Annotated in this window: 18 protein-coding genes, 1 tRNA gene and 2 pseudogenes; 14 read left to right on the top strand and 7 right to left on the bottom strand. The window is 57.9% G+C overall.

The window, feature by feature from the left end; translation table 11 throughout:
- Positions 1-77 precede the first annotated feature (77 nt).
- A pseudogene (locus tag ABRP98_RS11775) lies at positions 78-273 on the bottom strand (IS256 family transposase); the annotation flags it as partial.
- 57 nt (positions 274-330) lie between these two features.
- On the opposite strand from ABRP98_RS11775, the pseudogene ABRP98_RS01525 reads away from it, so the two are divergent.
- From ABRP98_RS01525 to mfd, 3 genes and pseudogenes are all read left to right on the top strand, one after another.
- Positions 331-540, top strand: a pseudogene (locus tag ABRP98_RS01525) (IS256 family transposase); the annotation flags it as partial.
- Positions 541-1,159: 619 nt separating this feature from the next.
- Positions 1,160-1,777 carry a TetR/AcrR family transcriptional regulator gene (locus ABRP98_RS01520; RefSeq protein ID WP_005282075.1) on the top strand — a complete coding sequence of 206 codons (618 nt, stop codon included), beginning with the start codon at positions 1,160-1,162 and terminating at the stop codon, positions 1,775-1,777.
- Positions 1,778-5,419: a transcription-repair coupling factor gene (gene mfd / locus ABRP98_RS01515; protein ID WP_284782431.1), complete on the top strand. Its 3,642-nt coding sequence runs from the start codon at positions 1,778-1,780 to the stop codon at positions 5,417-5,419.
- A 41-nt stretch (positions 5,420-5,460) separates the two neighbouring features.
- Here the strand turns inward: mfd and nadC are convergent, their stop codons facing one another.
- The 3 genes from nadC to ABRP98_RS01500 form a co-directional block, all read right to left on the bottom strand.
- The gene (nadC, locus tag ABRP98_RS01510; RefSeq protein ID WP_349857129.1) at positions 5,461-6,390 is read right to left on the bottom strand and encodes a carboxylating nicotinate-nucleotide diphosphorylase; all 930 of its coding nucleotides are present in this window, start codon (positions 6,388-6,390) and stop codon (positions 5,461-5,463) included.
- Positions 6,391-7,413 carry a quinolinate synthase NadA gene (gene nadA, locus ABRP98_RS01505; RefSeq protein ID WP_502878774.1) on the bottom strand — a complete coding sequence of 341 codons (1,023 nt, stop codon included), beginning with the start codon at positions 7,411-7,413 and terminating at the stop codon, positions 6,391-6,393.
- A 129-nt stretch (positions 7,414-7,542) separates the two neighbouring features.
- On the bottom strand, positions 7,543-9,018 hold the full coding sequence (locus ABRP98_RS01500) for an amino acid permease (protein WP_284769963.1): 1,476 nt from the start codon (positions 9,016-9,018) through the stop codon (positions 7,543-7,545).
- 69 nt (positions 9,019-9,087) lie between these two features.
- On the opposite strand from ABRP98_RS01500, the gene ABRP98_RS01495 reads away from it, so the two are divergent.
- The 10 genes from ABRP98_RS01495 to ABRP98_RS01450 all read left to right on the top strand — a co-directional run bounded on the left by ABRP98_RS01495 (position 9,088) and on the right by ABRP98_RS01450 (position 19,271).
- Positions 9,088-9,678, top strand: coding sequence for a MazG nucleotide pyrophosphohydrolase domain-containing protein (locus ABRP98_RS01495; protein WP_349857128.1), 591 nt, complete (start codon positions 9,088-9,090; stop codon positions 9,676-9,678).
- Positions 9,679-9,768: 90 nt separating this feature from the next.
- The gene (locus ABRP98_RS01490) at positions 9,769-10,530 is read left to right on the top strand and encodes a lytic transglycosylase domain-containing protein (RefSeq protein WP_349857127.1); all 762 of its coding nucleotides are present in this window, start codon (positions 9,769-9,771) and stop codon (positions 10,528-10,530) included.
- A gap of 92 nt (positions 10,531-10,622) precedes the next feature.
- On the top strand, positions 10,623-11,900 hold the full coding sequence (gene eno / locus ABRP98_RS01485) for a phosphopyruvate hydratase (RefSeq protein WP_349857126.1): 1,278 nt from the start codon (positions 10,623-10,625) through the stop codon (positions 11,898-11,900).
- A 234-nt stretch (positions 11,901-12,134) separates the two neighbouring features.
- Entirely contained in the window at positions 12,135-12,695 is a 561-nt protein-coding gene (locus ABRP98_RS01480) for a septum formation initiator family protein (protein WP_284769959.1), read from the top strand.
- Between the two features lie 8 nt (positions 12,696-12,703).
- Positions 12,704-13,252 (top strand): DUF501 domain-containing protein, encoded by a 549-nt coding sequence (locus ABRP98_RS01475; protein WP_349857125.1) that lies wholly within the window; start codon positions 12,704-12,706, stop codon positions 13,250-13,252.
- 9 nt (positions 13,253-13,261) lie between these two features.
- Positions 13,262-14,227 carry a Ppx/GppA phosphatase family protein gene (locus ABRP98_RS01470; RefSeq protein ID WP_349857124.1) on the top strand — a complete coding sequence of 322 codons (966 nt, stop codon included), beginning with the start codon at positions 13,262-13,264 and terminating at the stop codon, positions 14,225-14,227.
- Positions 14,228-14,268: 41 nt separating this feature from the next.
- Positions 14,269-14,342 (top strand) — tRNA-Leu (locus ABRP98_RS01465).
- A gap of 1,184 nt (positions 14,343-15,526) precedes the next feature.
- The gene (locus ABRP98_RS01460) at positions 15,527-16,294 is read left to right on the top strand and encodes a Bax inhibitor-1/YccA family protein (RefSeq protein ID WP_284769956.1); all 768 of its coding nucleotides are present in this window, start codon (positions 15,527-15,529) and stop codon (positions 16,292-16,294) included.
- Positions 16,295-16,664: 370 nt separating this feature from the next.
- Positions 16,665-17,390 (top strand): DUF3558 domain-containing protein, encoded by a 726-nt coding sequence (locus tag ABRP98_RS01455; protein WP_349857123.1) that lies wholly within the window; start codon positions 16,665-16,667, stop codon positions 17,388-17,390.
- Positions 17,391-17,696: 306 nt separating this feature from the next.
- The gene (locus tag ABRP98_RS01450; protein WP_349857122.1) at positions 17,697-19,271 is read left to right on the top strand and encodes a hypothetical protein; all 1,575 of its coding nucleotides are present in this window, start codon (positions 17,697-17,699) and stop codon (positions 19,269-19,271) included.
- A gap of 56 nt (positions 19,272-19,327) precedes the next feature.
- Here ABRP98_RS01450 and ABRP98_RS01445 read toward each other — a convergent pair whose 3' ends face one another.
- The 3 genes from ABRP98_RS01445 to ABRP98_RS01435 all read right to left on the bottom strand — a co-directional run bounded on the left by ABRP98_RS01445 (position 19,328) and on the right by ABRP98_RS01435 (position 20,769).
- Positions 19,328-19,600: a thiamine biosynthesis protein X gene (locus ABRP98_RS01445; RefSeq protein ID WP_349857121.1), complete on the bottom strand. Its 273-nt coding sequence runs from the start codon at positions 19,598-19,600 to the stop codon at positions 19,328-19,330.
- Positions 19,601-19,656: 56 nt separating this feature from the next.
- Positions 19,657-20,178: a transcription elongation factor GreA gene (gene greA / locus ABRP98_RS01440; RefSeq protein ID WP_284769952.1), complete on the bottom strand. Its 522-nt coding sequence runs from the start codon at positions 20,176-20,178 to the stop codon at positions 19,657-19,659.
- A 120-nt stretch (positions 20,179-20,298) separates the two neighbouring features.
- A complete protein-coding gene (locus ABRP98_RS01435) occupies positions 20,299-20,769 on the bottom strand; it encodes a DUF4307 domain-containing protein (RefSeq protein ID WP_349857120.1) in 471 nt (156 codons plus the stop codon).
- A 92-nt stretch (positions 20,770-20,861) separates the two neighbouring features.
- Between ABRP98_RS01435 and mca the strand changes: the two genes are divergently transcribed.
- A complete protein-coding gene (gene mca, locus ABRP98_RS01430) occupies positions 20,862-21,752 on the top strand; it encodes a mycothiol conjugate amidase Mca (protein ID WP_349857119.1) in 891 nt (296 codons plus the stop codon).
- Position 21,753 lies beyond the last annotated feature (1 nt).

The following is a 21,753-nucleotide window of genomic DNA, read 5'->3' as shown; positions in this document are numbered from 1 at the left end:
GAAGCCGAGACTTCAGCTACACTGACCAAAGCAGCATAGCTAACCCCCGATGTGTCCACTTTCCGGGGGTCGGGCCCGTGCGCATCCATCTCTGCCTGTAGACCAGCGTTGATCGACACCTGTAGCAAGCCTTTGACCAGCTCGCTTGCATCATCAGCAGAAGCCGACAGCTCGCTGATCAAGCTGGCGAGCTTAAGGATTTTCCATCAGCTTCTCGCTGATCTCGTTGACCCTCGCCGGGTCATGGCTTGTCTTTGGTGACACCGTAGTCATTATCGGTGAAACTCCTTCTAGATCAGAGCCTCACACACAAACTTCCTGACCCCCTCGCAGTTCACCAACGATGAATCCGCGCTGAAAACGCTGTGGTTGATGATCTGCAACATTGAAGACAAACGAGCCGCCAAAAGAGCAAAGCAAGGCGAACGAGTCTCCGCGACAGCCGGCAGACTCATGGAAGGAGCCCGAGTTTCCGGCTGGAAACAAGCCATCAACCAAATGGCCGTAGCCTACCCCGACCGCTTCGACAAATACCTATAAACCTAGCCCCACACACAAACAACTTGACACGCTCGATTGCGCTGCCACAAGCCAAGCTCAATACCAATGCGGTACACAACGCTGGTTCCTACATTAAGCCGCGTTGAAATATCTGACGGCTTCACACCCTGCTTCCATAGCGCTTCAATGCTTTCTGTAACCGAAGCAGAAGTCGACTTCTGAACACGCACAGGAAGTTGATACTCACGAGCCAGCCGATACGCAACACTCAAGCTAAGCCCCAGTTCCAACGCCGCACTACGAACACTACGACCGCCTGAAACCAAGCAACACAGCTGCTCCACCACATCCGGCGAAGGATCCCAACGACTCGACACCACAAACACCACCAATCAAGGTCAGGTGTTTCCACGATCCTTAGAATCCGGGCTTAACCCAAAAAATAAAACCCCCCTCACCAGCGTTTTTGCTGATAGAGGGGGACGTGGAAAAGCTTCCCCACCAGGACTCGAACCTAGAATGACGGTACCAAAAACCGCAGTGTTGCCGATTACACCATGGGGAACCACAGCGATTGCTGTAGCTATAGCGTACCTGACGCCCCCGGGTAAATAACAAATTACTAGGTAAGGGTGGGGCAAAGGATAGGGTAGAAGGCATGGTTCGACAGAGAATGACCGGACGCGAGCGCCGCGAGCAATTGATTTCCATTGGACGCGCCGCTTTTGCGGAATTGGGGTTTGAAGGCACCAGCGTTGAAGAGATTGCGTCCCGCGCCGGAGTATCGAAGCCGGTGGTCTACGAGCATTTTGGGGGCAAAGAAGGCCTGTATGCGGTGGTCGTGGATCGGGAGATGCTGGCGCTAGAAAAAGTCATCAAGGATTCTTTAGAAGAGGGCAGCTGGCGCGAGCGCATTGAGCAGGCCGTGATGGCACTGCTGAATTACGTCGAGGAAGAAACCGATGGTTTCATCATTCTGGTACGCGATTCGAAGCCGGGCGAGGAGCGCAGTTTTTCTACGCTGCTCAATGCAGCGGTGGGGCAGGTGGCCTATATCTTGGGTGAGGCCTTTGAGCACCGCGGTATTAATCCGGAGTTAGCCAATATTTATGGGCAGGCCCTCGTGGGCATGGTCTCTACTACGGCACAGTGGTGGTTGGATGAGCGCAGCCCGGATAAACCGGATAAGGAAGTCGTCGCTACGCATATAGTCAATCTATGCTGGAATGGTTTGTCCGGTATGGAAATTAAGCCCAAATTAGGAGGCAGGAAGTAAATGGCGACGCCAATGCTGGCAGGTCTGCTTAAGGTCGCGGCCACGGACCCGAAGCTCAAGGGGCTTGTGGCCAATGTGGGCCAGGACCTGCACATTACGGGTATCGATCAGGCGCGCCCTTGGGCTCTTGGAACTTTGGCCCACCACGCGCCGGTGCTGGCGGTCACGGCCACCAGCCGCGAGGCCGAGGATCTCACCGCGGAGCTTACCGCGATGATGGGCGATAAGGTCGCAATGTTTCCTTCTTGGGAGACGCTACCGCACGAGCGCCTGAGCCCGGGCGTGGATATCATCGGCAAGCGCGCGCAGGTGCTGCACAACATTGATGACCTGCGCATTATTGTCACGGCCGCGCGCGGGCTGTCCCAGCCCATCCTGCAGGACATCGAGGGCCGTGCCCCGGTGCATCTGGAAGAAGACCACGAATATAACTTCGATGATGTGGTGCGCAGCCTGGAATTTCGGGCGTATAAGCACGTGGACATGGTGGCCAAGCGCGGTGAGTTTGCCACCCGCGGTGGCATTATCGATGTCTTTCCCACCACCTTGGATTACCCGGTGCGCGTGGAATTTTGGGGCGATGAGGTCACCGATATCCGCCAGTTCTCTGTTGCTGACCAGCGCACCATCCCGGAAATCGAGGTCGGCCGCGTCGATATCTTCACCGCCCGCGAGCTGCCGATTACGGATGCGGTAGCGCAGCGCGCGGCCACATTGGCGGCGACGCACACCGGCAACCCAGCGCTGGTGGAGCTGCTCACCAAAGTCAGCGAGCATATTCCGGCAGAGGGCATGGAGGCGGTTTTGCCCGTGCTTTCCGATGCCCCACTGATCACCCTTTCCGAGTTCCTCCCCGCCGCCACGCACGTGGTGATGGTGGCGCCGGAAAAGATCAGGCGCCGCGTGGAAGACCTGGAAAAGACCGACGCGGAATTCCTCGCTGCCGGCTGGGAGGCTGCTGCCATGGGTGCGGATGGACCCTTGTCCACGGAAGGGCTCGATACTGAGGGATCGAGCTACCGCTCCTTTGAGTCTTTGGAGGTCTCCATTCGCGAGGCCGGTCAGCCGCTGTGGACATTTTCCCCACCGGGCATGTTGGCCGGGCCAGAGGAGGAAACCCTGCCGCTCGAGTTTGAGCCTGGGCCCACCCCGCGCGGTGATATCAAAGAGATCGATGCCATGATGGCCCAGCTGCTGGCGCATACAAACGCTGGCGGGCGTGCGGCATTTATCGCGCCTGCCCAGGGTGCTATCAAGCGCATGGTGGAGCGTTTTGCCGAGCAGGGCATTCGCACCAAGGTGGCCACCCCCGGCTGGGAACCCAGCGCGGGCGAGGTCACCCTGTATCAGGCCCTCAGCCATGCGGGCTTGGTCTTTCCCAAGGTACGCAAGCTTAAAGACGCCGAGGCACTGCCGCTCGTCGTGGTGACGGAAACGGACCTGACCGGTAACCGCGTCGGCGATATTGCGGACGCCAAGCGGCGGCCGGCCAAGCGCCGCAATAAGGTGGACCCGCTGGCGCTCAAGCAGGGCGATTTTGTGGTGCATGAAACGCACGGCATCGGCAAGTTTTTGAAGATGGCCGAGCGCACCATCCAATCCGGCGATGAGACCAGCCGGCGCGAATATATCGTGCTGGAATATGCGCCCTCCAAGCGCGGGCAGCCGGCGGATCAACTGTGGGTGCCGATGGATTCGCTGGATCTGCTCAGCAAATACACCGGCGGCGAATCGCCCCACCTATCCAAGATGGGTGGTTCCGATTGGAAGAACACCAAGAAGAAGGCACGCGCCGCCGTGCGCGAGATCGCCGGCGAATTGGTGGATCTCTATGCCAAGCGCCAGGCCGCACCGGGACACCAGTTCGCGCCCGATAACCCCTGGCAGGCGGAGATGGAGGACAATTTCCCCTTCGTCGAAACCGAGGACCAGATGCTAGCCATCGACGCAGTGAAAGAGGATATGGAATCCACGGTGCCGATGGACCGCGTGGTCGTCGGCGATGTGGGCTATGGCAAGACCGAAGTCGCCATTCGCGCCGCCTTCAAGGCCGTGCAAGATGGTACCCAGGTCGCCGTCCTAGTACCCACCACGCTGCTGGCGCAGCAGCACTACGATACCTTTAGCGAGCGCATGGCCGGGTTCCCCGTCAAGATGGCGGTCCTATCGCGCTTTACCTCAAAGAAGGAAGCCACGGAGATCTTTAAGGGGCTTGCCGATGGCTCGATTGACATCGTCGTCGGCACGCACCGCCTGCTGCAAACCGGCGTGCACTGGAAGAACTTGGGTCTCATCGTGGTCGATGAGGAGCAGCGCTTCGGCGTGGAGCACAAGGAACACATCAAGGCGCTGAAAGCCAGCGTCGACGTGCTAACCATGTCCGCGACGCCGATTCCCCGCACGCTGGAGATGTCCATGGCCGGCATCCGTGAAATGTCGACCATCCTCACCCCGCCAGAGGATCGCCACCCGGTGCTGACCTATGTCGGCGCCTACGAGGATAAGCAGGTCGCGGCCGCCATTCGGCGCGAGCTTTTGCGCGATGGTCAGACCTTCTTTATCCACAATAAGGTTTCCGATATTGAAAAGAAGGCGCGCGAACTGCGCGACTTGGTGCCAGAAGCACGCATCGTCGTTGCCCACGGCCAGATGAATGAGGACCTGCTAGAAAAGACCGTCCAGGGATTCTGGGACCGCGAGTATGACGTTTTGGTGTGTACCACCATCGTGGAAACCGGACTGGATATCGCCAATGCGAATACGCTCATTGTGGAAAATGCCCACCACATGGGCTTGTCGCAGCTACACCAGCTGCGCGGGCGCGTGGGCCGCTCCCGCGAGCGCGGTTACGCCTACTTCCTGTACCCCAAGGGCGCCACGCTGACTGAGACCTCCTATGACCGCCTGGCTACCATCGCCCAGAATAATGATCTGGGCGCAGGCATGGCCGTGGCCATGAAAGACCTAGAGATGCGCGGTGCTGGCAACGTGTTGGGCGCCCAGCAATCCGGTCACATTGCAGGCGTGGGCTTCGATCTCTACGTGCGCTTGGTCGGCGAGGCCGTCGAGGCCTTCAAGTCTTTGGCCCGCGGCGAGGCACCCGCGGTGACGGACGAGGGGCCGAAGGAAATCCGCATCGATCTTCCCGTGGATGCCCACATCCCAGAGTCCTATATCGATTCCGAGCGCCTGCGCCTCGAGGTCTACCGCAAGCTAGCGGCCTCGCAGGATAATAAGGATCTCGCGGCGGCGCGGGAAGAAATGGAAGACCGCTTCGGCCCCTTGCCCAAGGAGGTCGAGCGCTTGCTCGCCGTGGCGCGCCTGCGCCACCAAGCCCGCCGCGCCGGGGTGGCAGACATTACCGTGCAGGGAACCCGCGTGAAATTCCACCCGGTCGAGCTGCCGGATTCCAAGCAGGTGCGCCTGAAGCGCCTGTACCCGGGTTCGAGCTTCCGGGCCGCGGCCAAGGCCATCAACGTGCCTTTCCCCAAGGCTGGGCGCAATGTCACCTCACCCAAGCTGCGCGATGAGGAGCTTATCCAGTGGGCCGCGGACTTCTTAAGCGCGCTTTTTGATGTCCAACCCATCAACGTCTCCGGCGAGAAAGCCGGCGCCGGATCAGTCATCAGCGTAGGCGAGTAGCCGATGGGCGCGTAGCCCCTCGGCACATAGCCGATCGGCGCTTAGGAGAAGTCCAGGCCGATATCCAGCACGCGCACCGAGTGGGTGAGGGCGCCGACGGCGATATAGTCCACGCCCGAGGTGCCGTACTCACCGGCGTTCTCCAGCTGCAACCCACCGGAGGCCTCCAGCGCCGTGGTTGGGCTGAGGGCTTGCCGGCGATGGACGGCGGTGTGGACATCGGCAAGCGCGAAGTTATCCAGCAGCACCATATCCGGATGCAGCGGGAGCACCTCGTCGAGCTGATCCAAGGTATCGACCTCGACCTCGCAGGGGATATCCGGGGCATGTTCGCGCACGCGGCGCAGGGCCGTTGCTACGCTGCCGCCCACGGCGAGCACGTGATTGTCTTTAATCATGGCGGCATCGCCCAAGCCCATCCGGTGGTTCGCCCCGCCGCCGGTGCGGACGGCGTATTTCTGCAGCGCGCGCAGGCCAGGCAGGGTCTTGCGGGTATCGCGCACCTGGGCTTGCTTAACGCTCTCCGGCGTCCCCTTTTCTTCCGCCGCTGCTGCGATGGCATCGACCCAACGCCGCGTCTGCGTAGCGATGGCGCTTGCGTGCGAGACCATATTGAGCATGGTGCGCTCAGCGGCCAGCACGAGGAGGGTAGGGGCTTGCACCGTGGCGATGACCTGGCCTGGGGTAACGCGGTCGCCGTCGGTGGAGTGGAGGGTGATGGTGGGGGCATCGGCAAGCGTGGGGCCTGTAACCACGCCCCACTGGCTTAAGCGCTGGGCGGTAGCGTCAAGGACCTGCTCGATAAGGCCCAAGCCTGCGATGGTGCCGGCCTCGCGCGCGGTGAATTCCGCGGTGCAACGGGCCTCACCCGGCACCGTGGCAAGCGAGGTGTAATCCGGCCCGTAAGCGAAATCCTCATCCAAGGCCGTGGAAATGAGCGCGGAGCAATCCGGCAGGCGCAGGTCTTCCATTTACTCGCCCCCGCCGGGGTTGCCAATCGAAATCATGGCCTCGAGGGACTTGCGCGCTGCATTCGCGATGTCTTCTGGAACCGTAACTTCATCGGTTTCTTCCATCAGGCAGCGCTCTAGGGCCTCTGGGGTGATCATCTTCATGTATTTGCACTCGGCGTGGTCATTGACGGCCTGGAAATCGATGTCTGGGGCGGCCTGGCGCAGCTGGTGCAGCATGCCGGTCTCCGTGGCAACGAGCACCTTATTCTGCGGCTGCTTCTGGGACTGGGTGATCATCTGCCCGGTAGAGAGCATGTGCACGCGCTCTTGCGGCACTAAACCTTCGTTGGCCAGGTACAACGCGGAATTGGAGCAGCCGCACTCCGGGTGGATATACAGGTCCGCGTCCGGGTTATCTTGGGTCTGCTGGGTCAGCTGCTGGGCGCTAATGCCGGCATGCACGTGGCACTCACCGGCCCAGATGTGGATATTTTCCCGGCCGGTCTCGCGCTTGACGTAGGCGCCCAAGAACTGGTCTGGGCAAAAGAGGATCTCTTTATCCGCCGGCAGCGAGTTGACCACGTCGACGGCATTGGAGGACGTACAACAGACATCGGTCAGCGCCTTGACCTCAGCGGTGGTATTGACGTAGCTGACCACCAGCGCATTGGGGTGTTCGGACTTCCACTGGCGCAGCTCATCAGCGGTGATGGAATCTGCCAGGGAACACCCAGCGCGCTCATCGGGGATGAGGACCTTCTTATTCGGAGAAAGAATCTTCGCGGATTCCGCCATGAAGTGCACGCCGCAAAAGACGATGATATCTGCATCAGTTTCCGCCGCCTTGCGGGACAGCGCCAGGGAATCGCCAGTGTGGTGGGCAACGTCTTGGATCTCCGGGATCTGGTAATTATGCGCCAGGATCACCGCATTGCGCTGTTCCGCCAACTCTTTGATCCGCTCCGCCCAGGCCTTTCCTGCCGCGGGGTCCGAACCAGCAGGAGTGGCAGAGGGCATGGCGCTAACATTGGTTTGAGTCACAAGTGCTCCAAAGGTGATAGTCACAGAAATTAGTGGGGTGTTATAACCGTACTAAACTGTCTGTGTTCAAGACCACTTGCGATGCCAGGTGAGTGCACCGACCCAGCCCTTTTGGTGGGGTAGGGAGGACTAGAGCTCCAGCGATCCTTGGGCAAGGCCGACCGCGGCGATGGTGGCGGCCACCAGTACCACGATGACGATTGACCACTCAAATCCATTAAAAAGCTTTTCGCGGCGCGATAGGCGGGTGAGCACATACGGGATAAGCCCTGGCACTACGGCAAGGGCGCCAAAGAGAATATAAACCGGATCGGCGGCATAAATTAGCCACAGCGAGTACACAAAGGCCACTAGCGCGATGCCAAAGTGGCGCCGGTTTTCGCGTCTGGGAATATCCGGCCCGGATAGATCGAACCGCGTTCCGGCATGCGGGTGGGTCACGCCCTTGCCGCGTATCGCTAGCAGCAATAGGTACAGCGAGGAGAAGATATAGGGCAGGAGGTACATGATGGTGGCGAGCTGCACCATCGCGGCATAAGAAGCTTCATTGACGTAGAAGACGACGATGAAGATCTGGATGGCAGTGGTAGAAATCAGCTGGGCTACCCACGGGGCGCCGGCCACATTGATGGTGCCGATGCGGCGGGGGATAAGGCCATCGATGGCCATCATGACGATGGGCTCAGCACACAACATTTGCCAGGAAACGTAGGCGCCGAGGACCGAAAGGCACAGACCGATGGAAATCAGCGCCCCGCCCCACGGGCCGACGACCTCCGTGAGCACCGAGGCCATGGAATTATCCGGCAGTGCGGCTAGCTCTTCTTTCGTCATCACACCAAAGCTCAAGGTGGAGACGGAAACCAAGAGTGCAAGCACGGAGAAGAAACCAATGACGGTGGCGCGGCCGACATCCGTGCGCTTAGTGGCCTGCTTGGAATAGACGGAGGCGCCTTCTACGCCGATAAAGACCCAGACGGTAAAGAGCATGATGCCCTGGACCTGCTCAAAGACGCTGGCATTGGAATTTCGGCCCCAGAAATCCAAGGTGAATTTATCCCAGCTAAAGCCGATGAACGCGACTAAGACGATGAAGGCCAGGATGGGGACGATCTTGGCAATCGTGGTCACCAGGTTCATGAATGCGGCTTGCTGCACCCCGCGGGCCAAAACGGCGAAGATGCCCCACGATAGAAGGGAGACGGCGATGGCGGAGGGCCATTGGTGGTCGGCATCGAAAAGCGGCAGGTAATGCCCAATCGTATTGAAAAATAAGGTGGCATAGCCCACCTGCGCCATCACCGAGCCCAGCCAGTAGCCCCAGCCTGAGGTAAAGCCGATGAAATCGCCCAAGCCGGCGCGTACGTAGGAATAGACGCCGGAATCCAAGTGGGGCTTGCGATACGCCAAAATCTGGAAGACAAAGGCAACCGACAGCATGCCGATTCCCGCCACCAACCAACCGATGAGCATGGCACCTGGGCCCGCCACGGAGGAAATATTTTGGGGTAGCGAAAAGATGCCCGCGCCGACGGTGGATCCGATAATCAGCGCGACAAGCGTCCACAATGACACCGAGTGGGACTTATTTTGGCTGGAGGTCATTGGCCTAAAGTACCGCGCCCGCCCCGTTAAAGGGAACTTGAGAAAATACACGGGATAGACTTTGTAGCTATGACAGTCCTGTTGCTCGATGAACGCTGGCCCACCATGATTCCCATGCGCGCCTATGGCAGGTTATACGGACCCGTTCAGTTCACCGGGGAAGTGCCGGTATCAGTGCGGTGGAACTTCTCGGATCTACTTAGCGGCGATGATGCCACCGGCACCTTGGTGACCACCGATGAACACGATCCAGAAACCCAGGCGCGCATTGCCACCGGCGAGCAGGTCATTAGGGCTGAGTCGCTTGACGATCCCGTGATGCAGGCGCGAAGCGCTATGGCAACGGCCCGCCGCATCGGCGAATGGGAACGCGAACAGACCCATGAATCCCTCCTGCCGTACTTAGAAGAGGAGGCAGGTGAATTTGCGGCGGCCGTGCGCCAGCGCGCGCCCGAGGAGGATTTGCTCAAAGAGCTAGGGGATATCTTCCTGCAGGTGCTTTTTCACGCCGAGATTTCCACTTTCTCGCTAGACGATGTCGCCGACAGCTTCGTGCGCAAGATGCGCTCCCGCGCGCCATATCTCTTTGACGGAACGGCGGACATAGTAGGCGTAGAAGAACAAAACCGCCTCTGGGCGGAGGGGAAATCGCGGGAGTAAAAGCGACGTCAAAGTCTCAGGGACTTTTACGCTTGGCGGGCGCGTGTAGTTATCCGGCGGGGTGAATTTCACTTAGTAGGATGGCTACTCATGAACAGGCTGCTGCGAACAATCGGGGGCTGCGGACTAGCCGTAGTAATCATCATTGCGCTGGTAATGAGGCTATTTGTGTCAAATTCCGCCGATGATTCTTCGGTTCCTAATGCCACCCCGCCCGTGGGTGGAAAAGAGGTGGCAAATATCGATGTCAACGCGCCGGGACGCACGGCCGATAAGCTAACGCACTGGGCATCGGATTTGGCAGAAACGACCGATATTCCGCCGCAAGCGCTGCGCGCCTATGGCAACGCGGAACTTATCGCACGGCAGCAGCACCCGGGCTGCAATTTGCGGTGGAATACCCTTGCGGGTCTGGGCTTTGTAGAAACCCGGCACGGTACCTATAACGGCAACTGGTTTAAGTCCTCCAAGTTGGATGACAACGGCTACCCGCAGCCGCCGATCGTCGGCATTACCCTGGATGGCACGAATAACACCGCGCACACCCCGGATACCGATAACGGCGAAATCGACGGAGATACGGAATTTGACCGCGCGGTGGGGCCATTGCAGTTCATCCCCACCTCGTGGGAGTCCGTCGGCGGCGATGCCAATGGCGATGGCAAGGCCGACCCGAACCAGATCGACGATGCCGCCCTGGGCGCGGCGAACCTCTTGTGCTTTGGTGATAGGGATCTCAGTGACCCGGATCAGTGGGAAGAGGCCATCTTAAATTACAACCAGTCCAGGGAATATCTGGACAAGGTAGCCCACGCGGCCAATGCCTACTCGGTACCGCAACCGGCTCGCTAGCCTCACGCGTGGCGGTTTTCTGGAACAATTGGGCCTGTAACTGAACTAAGTGGCTCAGCGACGAACATCATCTATAAGGAGTGAGTTACAGCATGGCTGGTATCATCCACGCATTTGGACGCGAGATTCTGGATTCCCGCGGTAACCCGACCGTAGAGGCCGAGGTCTTCTTGGAGGACGGCGCCCACGGCGTTGCCGGCGTTCCTTCCGGCGCATCGACTGGTGTGCACGAGGCGCACGAGCTGCGCGACGGCGGCGACCGCTACCTGGGCAAGGGTGTGCAGAAGGCCGTAGAGAACATCAACGAGGAAATTGGCGATGAGATCGCTGGCCTCGAAGCCGATGACCAGCGCCTCATTGACCAGGCGCTCATCAAGCTGGACGGCACGGATAATAAGTCCCGCCTCGGCGCCAATGCCATCCTCGGTGTCTCCATCGCTACCGCTAAGGCCGCGGCCGAGTCCGCCGCGCTGCCGCTCTACCGCTACATCGGCGGCCCAAACGCTCACGTTCTTCCCGTTCCCATGATGAACATCCTGAACGGCGGTTCCCACGCTGACTCTGGCGTGGACGTGCAGGAGTTCATGATTGCTCCCATCGGCGCAGAGACCTTCACCGAGGCGCTCAGCGTTGGTGCTGGCGTGTACCACTCCCTGAAGGCCGTGCTGAAGGACAAGGGTCTGTCCACCGGTTTGGGCGATGAGGGCGGCTTTGCTCCATCCGTTGATTCCACCCGCGCTGCGCTTGACGTCATCGTTGAGGCCATCAAGAAGGCCGGATTCGAGCCGGGCAAGGACGTTGCCCTGGCCCTTGACGTCGCTTCTTCCGAGTTCTACGAGGACGGCAAGTACCACTTCGAAGGCGGCGAGCACACCGCCGAGGAGATGTCCAAGGTCTACGAGGAGCTCATCAACGAGTACCCCATCGTTTCCATCGAGGATCCGCTGCAGGAAGATGACTGGGAAGGCTACACCATCCTGACCGCCGCCATTGGCGATAAGGTCCAGATCGTCGGCGATGACTTCTTCGTCACCAACCCGGCTCGCCTGCAGGAGGGCATCGACAAGAAGGCAGCCAACGCGCTGCTGGTAAAGGTTAACCAGATTGGTACCTTGACCGAGACCTTCGATGCCGTAGAGCTCGCGCACCGCAACGGCTACCGCACCATGATGTCCCACCGCTCCGGCGAGACCGAGGACACCACCATTGCGGACTTGGCTGTCGCCCTTAACTGCGGCCAGATCAAGACCGGTGCCCCGGCCCGCTCCGAGCGCGTGGCTAAGTACAACCAGCTGCTGCGCATTGAGCAGGAGCTTGGCGATGCCGCCGTCTACGCCGGCCGTTCCGCCTTCCCACGCTTCAACGCTTAAGGCCTTGGGATCTAGCCTAGAAGCTGAACTCCGTTAGAAAGTTAGTCCCCGCGGCACCCCGCGAAGGTGTGGCGGGGACTTCCTCGTTGTGCCACTATTTTCTGCGCAGTGTGGCCGCGAACAGCCTATTGCGCAGCACATGTTCCGAACGCTGAAACCGCCTGAGAAAGTTGGTGAATTTCCGCGCGTGCCACGCCCGTGTTACTGGTGTGGCGGCGCTAGGATAGTAATCCTATGGCACGTGAGAAGAAGACGGAGCGCCGCCGGAGCCGCACCAGGGTTCCGGTGGCCTCGCGTGCTGCGGATATCCGCAAATCCCAGCGGGCGCAGGAAAAGAAGAACCGCAAGCCCGATCGCATGAGCATCGTTGGCATGACCGTCATCGTTGTTTTCGTACTGGTGGTGCTCGTCATCATCGCGGTGCCGCTGCGCAATTACTACCACGGCCGCTCTGAAATCGCCCGGCTGAATGAATCGATTGCGGCGAAGCAGGATGAAAAAGACGCCCTATTAGAAGAGATCGATAAATATAAATCCGAGGACTATATCAAGCAGGAAGCCCGGCGGCGCTTCGGCGTGGTAGAGCAGGGCGAGACCGCATACCGCATCCTCGATCCTAATATTCAGCCCGATAACCAGGTCACTACCGATAGTCAGGCGCAGGAAGATTCGCGCCCGTGGTTTGAGGTGCTGTGGGATTCGGTGGCGCAGCCGCCGGAAGAAGAGGCCCCAGCGGGCGAGTCGCAGCACCTGCCGATCGAGCCAGCGCCTGAGGAAAGCGGCGATATGCGATAATTGTTCGCATGACCGTCACTGATGCAGATTTAGCCATCGTCTCCGAGCAATTGGACCGCACCCCACGCGGCGTGCTGGAGGTATCTTTCCGCACGCCGGATGACCAACCGGCCGTGATTAAAACTTCTCCCAAGTTGCCGGATGGCACCCCATTTCCCACGCTGTATTACCTCACCGATCCCCGATTGACCGCAGAGGCCTCCCGGTTGGAGGTCGCCCACGTAATGAAGTGGATGGAGTCCCGCCTGTCCGAGGACAAGGAGCTCGCCGCGGACTATCACCAGGCCCACGAGCATTTCTTAGCCAAGCGCAATGAGATTGAGGACCTGGGCACGGACTTTTCCGGCGGCGGCATGCCGGAGCGAGTGAAGTGCCTGCACGTGCTCATTGCCTATGCGCTTGCCGAAGGCCCCCAGCACTTCCGTCTCGGCACCGAGGCCGTGGCCATGGCGGCCGACCACGGTAAGCTGCGCGGTACGGCGATTCCGCAGGATTGGCCCACGGTGGAAGAGCTGGGCATTGAGCTGGCGGAGTTCGATTTTTCCAACGCGGAATAGGAGCAAGACATGACTCGCGTGGCAGCCATTGACTGCGGTACCAATTCCATTCGTCTGCTCATTTCTGAGATTGATGAAGACGGCAAGGTGCGCGATATTACCCGCACCATGGAAATTATTCGCCTGGGCCAAGGCGTGGATGCAACGGGTGAAATCGCGCCCGATGCCTTAGAGCGCGCCCGCGTGGCCTTGGAAGGCTATGTGCGCCAGATGAAGTTCGAGAAGGTCACCCGCGTGCGCATGGTGGCAACCAGTGCCACCCGCGATGCAAAGAACCAGCAGGAATTTTTCGATATGACTGCTGAACTTTTGGGCCAGATTGAATCCGGTGCCAAGGCGGAGGTTATCTCCGGCGACGAAGAAGCACTCCTGTCCTTCAACGGCGCGGTAGCCGATATGGAGCCTGACCGCGGCCCCTTCTGCGTCATTGACTTGGGCGGCGGTTCTACCGAATTTGTCGTGGGCACCGCTGATGAAGAGATTTTAGGTTCGCACTCTGCGTACATGGGCTGTGTGCGCCTGACAGAACGCATCATGCGCACCGACCCGCCCACGGAATCAGAGGTTGAAATCGCCTCTGAATACGTAGCAGAGCGCATGGGCGAGGTGGAAAAGATCGTGCCCATGTCCAAGGCGCGCACCATTGTGGGCTGTGCCGGCACGTTCACCACGCTATCCGCCTTGGCACAGGGCCTAGAGCGCTATGATGCCGATGCGATCCACGGCTCGGAGCTGCGTTTCGATGCCCTGCGGGTGCTGCTCAAGCAACTCGTCAGCATTCCCTCGGAAGAACGCGCCCTCAATCCGGTCATTCACCCAGGCCGCGCCGATGTCATCGGCGGTGGGGCAGTAGCAGTTGAGGGAATCATGCAGCTCATCGAGCGCACTAGTGATGCGCGCAGCTTTTTCATCAGTGAAAAAGACATCCTGGACGGCATCATTGCAGGTCTGGTTAGTGAATCTACCCCTCATTAACTCTTTTTAGGAATAGTGTCCTACACTATTCCTTGCGCCCTGCCCCCATAGCCCAATCGGCAGAGGCAGTCGACTTAAAATCGATTCAGTGTGGGTTCGAGTCCCACTGGGGGCACGCTGTGAAGTCTCGAGACATCGTTCCTATGGTGTCTCGAGATATTTCTTTTTTGCGGTGCTCAAAAATGTTCAAAACTTTAGGATCTTTGTGGCTTAATTTCCCGATTCATGGATCGTCGACGCCCGATGGAATCTGCCCGGGCGAAGTACTGTTCGGTGCGGAATGTAAGCCTTCGATGCAGGTTCTGCGGGCGCCAGAACTTTGCGACAAGGCACTTTTGAGCCTCTCGCGTGCCTGCTATCTTCGGTGGAAGCTGAGCTTAAGGTACGTGTAACTATCTGCTTGACGTTAACGCACTATGATCTTGTTGGAACGATGTCTCGAGACATTCCTTTTTGCCCAGTTGGGGCATTTTCATCCACGGGTTGTCTGCCGGATCGATGTGGTGAGACATTCTTGCAGGGCGAACCGGAACGATGTCATGGAACCAGACACCACTGGGGGCACGCTGTGAAGTCTCGAGACATCGTTCCTATCGTGTCTCGAGACTTTTCGTATGGCTCAGTAATTGAGCCACGCCGCGTAGCTTACGTCGATACGATCACTGCAGTCCCCGCCGGTCCGCAGCTCTTTGCCTGCGTCAATGATTTTAGGCTGCACGGTTTTTCCGGTTGTTGCTGTCGATAGCAATTCCGACTGCAATGAATGCTGGGATGAAAAACGCGCTAGCTCCCGCCAGCGTCATGATGATTGCTGTGCTGGTGGATATGAGTGTAAATCGCAAGATGTTCCTTTAATCTCGACCGAAGTATGACTGTCTAGGTACTTGAGGATTAGCTTATGAAGTAGGTACCTTTTTAAGCTTATATCGAAGCTACGGATAGTGAATCCTCGGTGTACCTGACTGCAGGTGATGGGCGCCGAAGACTCGATAAAAGGGCAGCAGGAATCAAGGTCGGTAACGTCCTGGCGGGGGTCGTTCGCCATAGTTAGTCGTCTCGTAGTCAGATGTTCCTTTGCAATCTGTTGACCTTCTTATGTCGAGGCTCTTTCCCGCGGCTCATAAGGCGCGAGAGCAAGTTTCTAGCAACAAAACTCGGGTTACGTCAGCGGAGGGACCGGTCCGGCAATAAATTTCCGAGAATCTTGAACAAAATATTCCAAATGGGGAACTTTGTGGGGCGTGATGACGTTGATCTACATGAGAAAGATGATTTGTACATCACTGAGAAAGGACAACCGTGCGTTCAAGCAATCCGGTTATGACCTCGCTGACTGAAAGTAGCCAGCAGCAGAACCCCAGCTACGCGGGCGAAGCCCCTCGCCCCATGACCGTGGATGACGTCGTCACCAAGACGGGAATTACCCTCGGCATCATTATCGTGGCCGCTGCCATCAACTTCTACTTGGGCACCATGAACCCAGGCACCGCCATGATGCTTATGCTGGTCGGCGGCATCGGCGGATTCATCACAGTACTTGTGGCTTCCTTTGGCCGGAAGTGGGGCTCACCGGCCGCAACCCTAATCTATGCGGTATTCGAGGGCTTTTTCGTTGGTGGCTTCTCCTTCGTATTCGCTAATAGCACCATCGGTGGTTCTAATGGCATGGCGCTGATTGGCCAGGCAATCGTCGGTACCATCGGCGTATTCATCGGTATGCTCATTGTCTACAAGACTGGTGCAGTAAAGGTCACTCCAAAGTTCACCAAGATTTTGGTCGGCCTCATTGCAGGTGTCGCGGTCATGGCTCTTGCAAACTTCTTGGGTGCTCTTTTCTTCGATTTCAACCCACTGCGCGATGGTGGCCCCCTCGCTATCATCTTCTCCCTGGTCTGCATTGTCTTGGCTGCCCTGTCCTTCCTGACTGACTTTGACCAAGCAGACCGCCTTATCCGTGCTGGTGCTCCTGCCAAGCAGGCATGGGGCGTTGCCCTCGGTTTGGCCGTGACCTTGGTCTGGCTCTACACCGAAATTCTTCGCCTGTTGAGCTACGTTCAGCGCAACTAAGTCTTTTTCATGCTTTCGGCCCGCACTACGGTGCGGGCCATTTTTGTGTCTGCGTTTGGCTTACAGGCCTGTAATTATTGGGGTAATTCAGGGGGTATTAAGTCGTTCTTTAGCCTTTAAGCGGCTAGGAGAGGACATTCAGGCTTAAGACAGCTAATGAGCAGCAAATTTCACCATTTGGAAAGTTATAAATGTGGTGTGTGAGATAAATGAAATAGTTAAATAGTGATTAATTTGCGGGCTCGGCAAGAAATTTTTACGCGATTCATGCATGCTATGTGGCGGGAACGGGAAACCGGAAGGTAGAGAGTTCTCTCCTCTATTTTCTCCTCGTTCCAGCTCGTCTAGAAGGAGTAACCGAAGGATTGTTGTGAAACGTCAGGCAACCGTAGCAGCGCTGGTAGTCAGCTCGGTCGCGCTGAGTGGCTGCGTTGCGGAAGTCGGCTCGAGGAGCGCGTCAGAAGATGCCGCGATGACGGCAGAAGCTGATGGCACTAGTTCGGTCGATGGCGCGGGTGATGCCAACGGAAACCAGGGGGATGACGTGGAAGACAACGCGGGGGATTCGGAACACTCCAAAGACGAGGACACGAGTGCTGGCGCCGGTCTTCGGGGGCAGACCGGCGCCACGGCAGATGGGGATTCCGGGGTACTACCTCCGCCGGGGGAATTTGATCCTGCTGATCCAGATTTCGAGCTATTCGACCCATGTACGGAGATTGCTTCGGAGAGGTTGGAAGAAATTGGTTTAGAGCCGAAGATACTTGATTATCGAAATGAATCTGGACACTATTTTTGCAACATTGCATCGAACGGGAGGAATTTTTCGGAAAATATTTTAGTGTCCGTAGCTAGCGACTCAACTTCATTTGAAGAGCTAGGCCTAAATGAAGATCTTCGACAAAGAGATGAAACTGCGGATAGCGAAGGTATCCACCTATTTAACTCTGAACTCTTTAAAGAATCCCAGTGCAATGGATATCTTTCAACCAGTCGGGGGACGATAATAATCGGCATAAATGATGTCACGCCAAAATCAAGCCAAGTGAAAAGATGCCAATTGGCTGCTGAAATAATTACCAATCTCAAAAAATAGTCGTGTTTTGGGGGAAACATGCTTGTTAGTGTCAAGAACCTGCAGAGAAACACCAGTACAATATCCGAGCTATACCGACGAGCTCAGTCGCTAAAAGACCAAGTAAATAGCCCATTAAATTCGGGGTTTTCAAATGTGTCGGGCATTGACCACGTAGGGGGCGTGCACGAGAGGGCACTTTCTATCGACCCAGGTTCGGCTAAGGGGACGCTCCTAGACTACGCCTCGCAAGTTGAATGGTTGTCGCAGGCTCTTGCTCGTGAAGCACGAGGCTTTGAAGCCCAAGAAGCTGCAAATAGTAGGGCGATGGATATCGCGGACGCTGGCGGTGAGATTGGCGTTGAATCGATGCCGATTATGGACCAGCCGGAGCCAGGGTATAGCCCGTTTATGTTTACTCCGCCTGTAGTTAACGTCGGCACATCGATTACTAAGCTGGCAACGGACTTGATGTCTACGCAGATTTGGAGCGTATCCGAAGCTAATGCGCGGTGGAAGTCCTTAGGCTCCGAGGTTCGGGAGATCGTTAGTGGGCTTGAAAAAGCCGCGGGATCGTTGGAAAACGAGAATGACAGCGAAACGACGTCGCGAGCGGCAGCGAAGATCCGAGAGGTAGCGGCCTCGGGGAAGCACTTTGTAGCCAATGCGGAAGCAATGGGAGAAAAGCTCACTGGTTTCCACTCGCGATTGATGATGATTCAGCCGTCGGCAATGGCAATGGCGATGGATATTATGAAGATTTCTGACCCGGCCGAACGAAAAATCGCAGAGACTGCGGCGTTGGCAAAGCTCCAACCGGATCTTCAAAGGTTTGCCATCGACGCAATGCCTAATCAGCATGCGTTAATGGAACAGTCGCCAGCTTCCGGAGGGGGCGGTATTGATGCCGGTTTGTCTGGTGTGGATGGCGATGGCCAGAAGTATAGAACCGACAGTGTTGCGTGGCCGCGCGCGATTCAGGAAGCTATTGCCCGCGGTGATGTGGGACCGGGAAACTTCGACGTGGCAAATGGTACGGTCCACGATTTGGAGTCGGTGGGCATGACTCCAGAGGAAACCGCTGCGTTCCAAGAGCAATTGCATGCGGACGGCAGAAAGGCTCTTTCCCAACTAGGCGTGGGCGACGGAATGGATATCAGCGGTCGCGATGTCGCAACCAGTGGGGCCTCACTTCCTGGGACGACGGCGCCGCATAGTCAGTTAGGTTCTACGTCAATGGCTGGCGGTGGGCCCGGTGCTACGGGTATGGGCACTGGGGCCGGGTTAGGTCCCGGAACTGGAATTGCAAGTGCCACGGGTACTCCTACCTTCGGCGGGCGAGCTGGAAGTGGAAATCCTGGCGCGCTCCGCGGTGGCGGATTCAATCCAACGGCCGGGCTCGGTAGCGGGGCCTTGGGCACGGGTGGAAGGCCTGGTTCTGGCGTAGGCGGAAACATGGGTGCACTCGTAAATTCCGCCCCAGGACTAGGTGCTGACGGAACCGCTGCGCGCGGCGGAGCAGCTTTGCGTGGTGGCTCCGGTGAGAGCGTCGGCGCTCGCGGTGTGGGAGGTGCGCTTCCTCGCGGGGCAGGCGAATCTGCTGGCAATAGCAGCGGCGGTAACGGTAACCGGGGACACCTTGAAAGGGGAGCTGTGCGCGAAGCCGTGGTGCGCGGGGGAGGCGCCATCAATAGCACCGGTGCCAAATCTGGCGCCGCAAGGCCGGCAGCAGGTATGCGAGCCTTTGCGCCAATGATGGGAACCCGGGGTCAGGGAAATGACAAGAACCGGGTGAAGGCGGTAACGACTCAAGTTGAGCGCGATCCTAATAAGCGAGATCTGTTGGGAGAACCACCGGCTGTTGTGCCTGGGGTCATCGGCAATTGGGCGCGAGAATCCTAGGCAGCGAATCGGGAAAGAAAAAAGGCTGAGGGATACTATCCTTCAGCCCATTTCTTTTATTGCGGCAGTTGTGTCGTGGTGGCGTTTGGCTGCTGCACAGGTTCCTCGACCCCGTTCTGCAGGCCCTCCGAATCCACCCCGGGTTCGGAGGTGGTAGCAGATGAAGACGTCTCAGCATTCTTCTGCGCCGGCGCCTCGCCGGTGAAGGTCGATGCGTTGTCGATCTTGCCGGATTCAGAATCCTGTTCGTTCGGCGGGTGGCATGCGGCCAAGGAAAGGCCGGCGGTAAAAACTAAACCAGCGGTGGCGAAACGGGAGAATTTCTTCATGGGGATGTGCTCTTTCTCCAGAGTAGTGAAGGCGGTAATGGGGTGGGAGGAGGAAATTAGGATTCGCGCGGGGTGGCGGCCTTGGCGGAATCGTATGGGGCAGCCGATTCGATGGTTACCGAAATGGTCTTTCCGTTTGGTGCGGAGTACTCGCGGGTTTCACCCTCCTGCGCACCGATGATGGCGGCGCCCAGCGGGGACTGCTCGGAGTAGGTCTCTAGGTCCTTGTTATCGGTCGCAGCGGCGCGGGTACCGATGAGGAAGGTTTCCTTATCGTTCTTGTCGCCGTTGTAGTACACGTGAACAACGCTGCCGGTGTAGGCAACGCCTTCCTGCATGGTGCCACGCTCGGTGGTGGAGTTGGCCAGCAGCTCAGAAATCTGCTTGATGCGGGCCTCTTCCTGGTCCTGCATCTCTCGGGCGGCGTCGTAGCCGGCGTTTTCTTTCAGGTCGCCCTCTTCGCGGCGCTCATTGATTTCCGCTGCCACCTCTGGGCGGTGATCGATGAGTTCCTGCAGCTCGGTCTCGAGCTTTGCCTTGGTTTCTGGGGTAATGTACTGCTTTTGCTGCTCAGCCATTCTAAAACCTTCCGTGCTGTGGAATAGTGGTCAAAGTCCTGCGATGATGGCGGGACCGAAGTTAAGTATGCAACCAGGCAATTGCCCAGTTCTAGGCTGTACAAATCCTAGCACATGGGGCTAGCGACTTTCCGCGTAGTCGGGATTGTCCATATCCAGGTAATCCGGGATATTGCCGGAGCAACCATAGACTCCACCGGCGACGGCGCGGGCATTGGTGGGGACATCGACGGCAATGCGATGCGTCTCATTTCCGCCAGCGGGAACGGCAAATTCGCGGCGACCTACCTCGGATTTGGAATAATCGTAAGCCTGCACGATGCAGTATGCATCCTCATCGGTGTGATTGCGGGTTACGTCGACCCAGACGCGCGTGGTGTCATCGCTCAGCACCTCTTGAGTGACCATAGAAATCTGAGCATTGACGGATTCTTTTTCCCGAAAATACTGGAAGCCGTAGTAGAGAAGGGTGACGAGCATGGCGGCGAAAATTAACACCAGCGCCTTATTGGCCCAGCTACCAGAGTTCTTTTGTGATTTATCGCGCGAGCCGTAGCGCGCGGCGGAGCGAGAATTTCCGGCGGAAGTCATAGCCCTACTTTAACCGAGGAATACCATTTTCCCATTATCTACTAAGATAGTGGTCTGTTCTAAAAGCTAGTTTTAAAGGGGATGGATTTTCAGTGAGCGACTTTCGCCTCCTAGCAATCCACGCACACCCGGATGATGAATCCTCCAAGGGTGCTGCGACTACGGCCCGTTACGCTGCAGAAGGTGCGGATGTAATGGTGCTGACCTGCACCGGTGGTGAACGCGGTGACATTATTAACCCGGCTATGGACCGTCCTGGCGTCAAGGAAAACATGGCTGAGGTGCGCCGCGAGGAAATGGCTAAGGCAGCCCGCGCGCTTGGGGTCCAACACCAGTGGTTAGGTCACGTTGATTCCGGCCTGCCAGATCCTGAGGAAGGCAAGAGCATGGAAGACCTCTTGCCGGAAGGCTGCTTTGCCCTGATGGGCGATGATGCAGCGGCCCAGGAAATGGTGCGCGTTATCCGTTCATTCCGCCCGCAGGTCATCATTACCTATGATGAAAATGGCGGCTACCCGCACCCAGACCACCTCATGGTTCACCGAGCCTCCATGATTGCGTGGGAAAAGGCCGGTGACGCCTCTTACCACCCAGAACTGGGCGAGCCCTTCGAGCCGCTGAAGCTGTACTATTCGCATGGCTTCGTGTACCAGCGTATGAAGATGTTCCACGATCTTCTCCTTGAGGAAGGAAAGCCCAGCCCGTACGGTCCTATGCTGGCGCGTTGGGACACGGCTTTTGGCGATATTATGGCCCGCGTTACCACGCAGGTGGAGTGCGCCGATTACTTCCAAAACCGCGATGATGCGCTGCGGGCGCACGCGACGCAGATCGATCCTGCGGGCGCATTCTTGGCTACCTCCGTGGAGGTCCAACAGCGCTTGTGGCCGACGGAGGAGTTTGAATTAGCCAAGACCAGGGTATCGACCTCGCTGCCGGAAAATGATTTATTTGCGGGCATTGAAAAGAACGAGGAGACTTAAA

This window comes from Corynebacterium sp. KPL2838 (assembly GCF_040225455.1).
Taxonomy (GTDB): Bacteria; Actinomycetota; Actinomycetes; order Mycobacteriales; family Mycobacteriaceae; genus Corynebacterium; species Corynebacterium rhinophilum.
This window is presented reverse-complemented; position numbering and strand designations above follow the sequence as displayed.

What these genes read in the sequence shown, in the direction of transcription:
- ABRP98_RS01520 (WP_005282075.1), top strand. Translation starts at nt 1,160, where the DNA reads ATGGTTCGACAGAGAATGACCGGACGCGAGCGCCGCGAGCAATTGATT.
- mfd (WP_284782431.1), top strand. Translation starts at nt 1,778, where the DNA reads ATGGCGACGCCAATGCTGGCAGGTCTGCTTAAGGTCGCGGCCACGGAC.
- nadC (WP_349857129.1), bottom strand. Translation starts at nt 6,390, where the DNA reads ATGGAAGACCTGCGCCTGCCGGATTGCTCCGCGCTCATTTCCACGGCC.
- ABRP98_RS01500 (WP_284769963.1), bottom strand. Translation starts at nt 9,018, where the DNA reads ATGACCTCCAGCCAAAATAAGTCCCACTCGGTGTCATTGTGGACGCTT.
- ABRP98_RS01495 (WP_349857128.1), top strand. Translation starts at nt 9,088, where the DNA reads ATGACAGTCCTGTTGCTCGATGAACGCTGGCCCACCATGATTCCCATG.
- ABRP98_RS01490 (WP_349857127.1), top strand. Translation starts at nt 9,769, where the DNA reads ATGAACAGGCTGCTGCGAACAATCGGGGGCTGCGGACTAGCCGTAGTA.
- eno (WP_349857126.1), top strand. Translation starts at nt 10,623, where the DNA reads ATGGCTGGTATCATCCACGCATTTGGACGCGAGATTCTGGATTCCCGC.
- ABRP98_RS01480 (WP_284769959.1), top strand. Translation starts at nt 12,135, where the DNA reads ATGGCACGTGAGAAGAAGACGGAGCGCCGCCGGAGCCGCACCAGGGTT.
- ABRP98_RS01475 (WP_349857125.1), top strand. Translation starts at nt 12,704, where the DNA reads ATGACCGTCACTGATGCAGATTTAGCCATCGTCTCCGAGCAATTGGAC.
- ABRP98_RS01470 (WP_349857124.1), top strand. Translation starts at nt 13,262, where the DNA reads ATGACTCGCGTGGCAGCCATTGACTGCGGTACCAATTCCATTCGTCTG.
- ABRP98_RS01450 (WP_349857122.1), top strand. Translation starts at nt 17,697, where the DNA reads ATGGATATCGCGGACGCTGGCGGTGAGATTGGCGTTGAATCGATGCCG.
- ABRP98_RS01445 (WP_349857121.1), bottom strand. Translation starts at nt 19,600, where the DNA reads ATGAAGAAATTCTCCCGTTTCGCCACCGCTGGTTTAGTTTTTACCGCC.
- greA (WP_284769952.1), bottom strand. Translation starts at nt 20,178, where the DNA reads ATGGCTGAGCAGCAAAAGCAGTACATTACCCCAGAAACCAAGGCAAAG.
- ABRP98_RS01435 (WP_349857120.1), bottom strand. Translation starts at nt 20,769, where the DNA reads ATGACTTCCGCCGGAAATTCTCGCTCCGCCGCGCGCTACGGCTCGCGC.